This window comes from Streptomyces sp. NPDC057474 (assembly GCF_042802555.1).
Lineage (GTDB): Bacteria > Actinomycetota > Actinomycetes > Streptomycetales > Streptomycetaceae > Streptomyces.
The window spans coordinates 1-2,714 of sequence record NZ_JBHVDX010000454.1; the positions used below are offsets into that span (position 1 = coordinate 1).

Consider the following 2,714-nt stretch of genomic DNA (forward strand, 5'->3'; position numbering starts at 1 on the left):
CCTCAAAGGCCCCGGGCGCGGCCCATACCGGCAAGGGGCGCGGGGAACTGCGCGAGCAGCCACACACCACCCGCAGCCCCCGATCACCCCGCAGCCCCCGAGCCCCCGAGCCCCCGCAAGGGAACCGCTCCGGCCGTCAGCCCGTCGCGCGCTGCTGCCGGCTGCCGAAGGACAGCAGGGGGTCGCCGCTCTCCAGGGCCCACGGGTACGCCGTGACCAGGCCCCCGATCGCGCGGAACACGTCGCCCGCCTCCCCGGCCCGCTTCGCCTGCACGAGCGCGTACGCCAGCAGGTTGAGGTCAGCGACGGCCGCCGCATGGGTCAGATACCCGGGGCGGGGCCAGTCGGCCAGGGCGCGGCCCAGGGCCGCCACGGCGTTCGGGCGGCTCCACAGATGGACGGCGGTGAGGGCTTCGAGCCCGCCCTGGTCGACGGTGCCCTGGTAGAGGTCGATGAGGGCCGCTATCTCCAGGCCCGCCGTCGGGGCCGTGGGCGCCGCACCCGCGCGTACCCGGTCGAGGAAGTCGACGGTCTGCGCGTGCGAGCCGCACTCCCACGGCGACAGATAGCCGAGCATCTGGAAGTGGGCCTCGCGATGCCATGGATCGCGTCGGACGATCTCGTCCCAGAGCGGGAAGACCTCCGCGCCCGGCCGGCGCCACAGCCTCAGCAGACCGAGACGCACCACCCAGGGATTGGGGTCCTCGGGCCGCACCCCGGCGGCCTGTTCGCAGGCGTCGAGCGCCTCCCGGGTCTCCCCCGGGACCGGCTGCTCCTCGTACCGCGCCCGCAGCAGGACGCCCCAGGCGAACAGCAGTTGAGCGTCGGGGTCCTGCGGCTGCTCCTCGGCCCAGGAACGCTGCAGGGCCGGTGACGCCGACTCCGCGAGGACGCTCAGCCGGTGGGCCCGACGGTCCCAGTCCCGGCCGGTGTCGCGCAGCAACTGCTCGATCATGGCCACCGCGAGACTGCGGCCACCCGAACTCCCCCTCTCCACGAGACGCTTGCGCACCTTCCCGAGGTCGGTGTCGTCGAGTTCGGGAGCGAGTCTGGTCGTGCTTCGCCGGCGACCGAGGAGAGCCATGCCCGGAGAGTAACGAATTTTGGTCGCACAGTGATGGTTTGAGATGGATGTATGTCGATCCGACATCCCGACCAGGGAACGAGGGCAAGCACTATATCCTCAACTCGCCTATCTGCAGGCGCAGTTCACCTTATGCACACGATCTCCGCTCCCTATCATCGGAAGATGACGGAACCGACGCAGTCCGGCCCGTACGCGGGTCAGCCCGCCCCTCCGCCCCAGCCGACGGCTCCCGCGCCCGGCTGGCCGGCTCCTCCCCCGCAGCAAGGGGGCCCCTATCCCTACGCGACCACGCCGCCCGCCGGCTACGGCAGACCGCCCGCCCCGCCGGGAGACCCGGCGGCGGCCTCCGACCGCGTGTCCGGCGCGCTGCTGGTCCTCGGCGCCCTCCTCGCCGTCGGCGCCTCGTTCGCCACGCTGGACGAGTCGGTCCAGTACGTCGACGAGGCACAGGAGGAACCGGTCTACCGGACCGTCGCGAAGGCGTGGTCCTACACCAGCGGGGGGACGGGGGAGGAGATGGAGTCGGTCACGCAGTTCTCCGGCGTCCCACTGCTCCTCGGCGCCCTCATGGCCATCGCGGCGGCCGTACTCCTCCTGACCGGCCGCAGCCGCCGGCTCGCCCTGGCCCCCGCATTCGGCGTCGCGAGCGCGGTGCTGCTCCTCGGCACGACGCTGTCGGTGCTGACGGAGGCGGTCAACGACACCCAGTGGGACGAGGACGGCCGGACCACGACCTTCGGGGCCGGCTTCTATCTGCTGACCGTCGCCGGTCTGCTGGCACTCGGCGCGACAGTGACCACCGTCCTCGCCACCCGCCGCCCCGCCGGCGCGTTCCCCGGGCCCGCCCAGGCCGCGTTCCAGACCCCGCAGCCTCCGCAGACCCCGCAGCCCTGGCAGGCCGCACAGCCTCCGCAGCCTTGGCAGGCCGCCCTCGGCGTACCCGCCACCCAGCCGTACCCGCCGGGCCGGCCGCCGGCCCCGCACCAGCCGCCCCCGCCGGCCGCCGACTGAGGCCCGGCGGCGGACGCGCCGCCCCGCCGTCGGCGTTCCAGGGCGGACATATCCATCTTTTCCACCCGGAGAGGCGTTCGGCCGCGCACGCGTCAGCTGCGGAAATCAGGAGAGCCCGACATTTTCGCTCGGGGTGTCCGATGTCTCACACCGAACACCCCGAACCTGTGCTACCTTGCCATGAAGTGGCAGTTTTGGTTACCAGAGGCTTCTGAGTGCTCTTCGACCTTCCGTCGACGAGCACTCTTTGTTGTTTCCGGGACTTTCCGGGACTTTTCAGATCTTCCCGGTCGGGTCGAACCGTGCTGCGACACCGGGTCCGCAAAGTGTGGACTCCGGGCACTGCATCAAGGGAGTTTCAGCATGGCATCCGGCACCGTGAAGTGGTTCAACTCGGAAAAGGGCTTCGGCTTCATCGAGCAGGAGGGTGGCGGCCCCGACGTCTTCGCCCACTACTCGAACATCGCCACCTCCGGCTTCCGTGAGCTTCAGGAAGGCCAGAAGGTGACCTTCGACGTCACGCAGGGCCAGAAGGGCCCCCAGGCCGAGAACATCGTTCCCGCCTGACTCTGACGCGTACGCATGAGCCGGGGCCCGCGCCCGAAGGGTGCGGGCC

3 protein-coding genes are annotated in these 2,714 nt (G+C 71.2%); 2 read left to right on the top strand and 1 reads right to left on the bottom strand.

Annotation, left to right across the window (positions count from 1 at the left end; genetic code table 11):
• Positions 1 to 136: 136 nt before the first annotated feature.
• The gene (locus tag ACFU53_RS47575) at positions 137 to 1,084 is read right to left on the bottom strand and encodes a hypothetical protein (RefSeq protein WP_384006778.1); all 948 of its coding nucleotides are present in this window, start codon (positions 1,082 to 1,084) and stop codon (positions 137 to 139) included.
• A 165-nt stretch (positions 1,085 to 1,249) separates the two neighbouring features.
• On the opposite strand from ACFU53_RS47575, the gene ACFU53_RS47580 reads away from it, so the two are divergent.
• Together ACFU53_RS47580 and ACFU53_RS47585 are read left to right on the top strand one after the other, a co-directional pair.
• Positions 1,250 to 2,098 carry a hypothetical protein gene (locus tag ACFU53_RS47580; RefSeq protein WP_384006781.1) on the top strand — a complete coding sequence of 283 codons (849 nt, stop codon included), beginning with the start codon at positions 1,250 to 1,252 and terminating at the stop codon, positions 2,096 to 2,098.
• A gap of 363 nt (positions 2,099 to 2,461) precedes the next feature.
• Positions 2,462 to 2,665 carry a cold-shock protein gene (locus tag ACFU53_RS47585; RefSeq protein ID WP_005483357.1) on the top strand — a complete coding sequence of 68 codons (204 nt, stop codon included), beginning with the start codon at positions 2,462 to 2,464 and terminating at the stop codon, positions 2,663 to 2,665.
• The last annotated feature ends 49 nt before the right edge of the window (positions 2,666 to 2,714 follow it).

Excerpts from the sequence above, each read along its gene's own strand:
- ACFU53_RS47575 (WP_384006778.1), bottom strand. The coding sequence starts at position 1,084 with ATGGCTCTCCTCGGTCGCCGGCGAAGCACGACCAGACTCGCTCCCGAA.
- ACFU53_RS47580 (WP_384006781.1), top strand. The coding sequence starts at position 1,250 with ATGACGGAACCGACGCAGTCCGGCCCGTACGCGGGTCAGCCCGCCCCT.
- ACFU53_RS47585 (WP_005483357.1), top strand. The coding sequence starts at position 2,462 with ATGGCATCCGGCACCGTGAAGTGGTTCAACTCGGAAAAGGGCTTCGGC.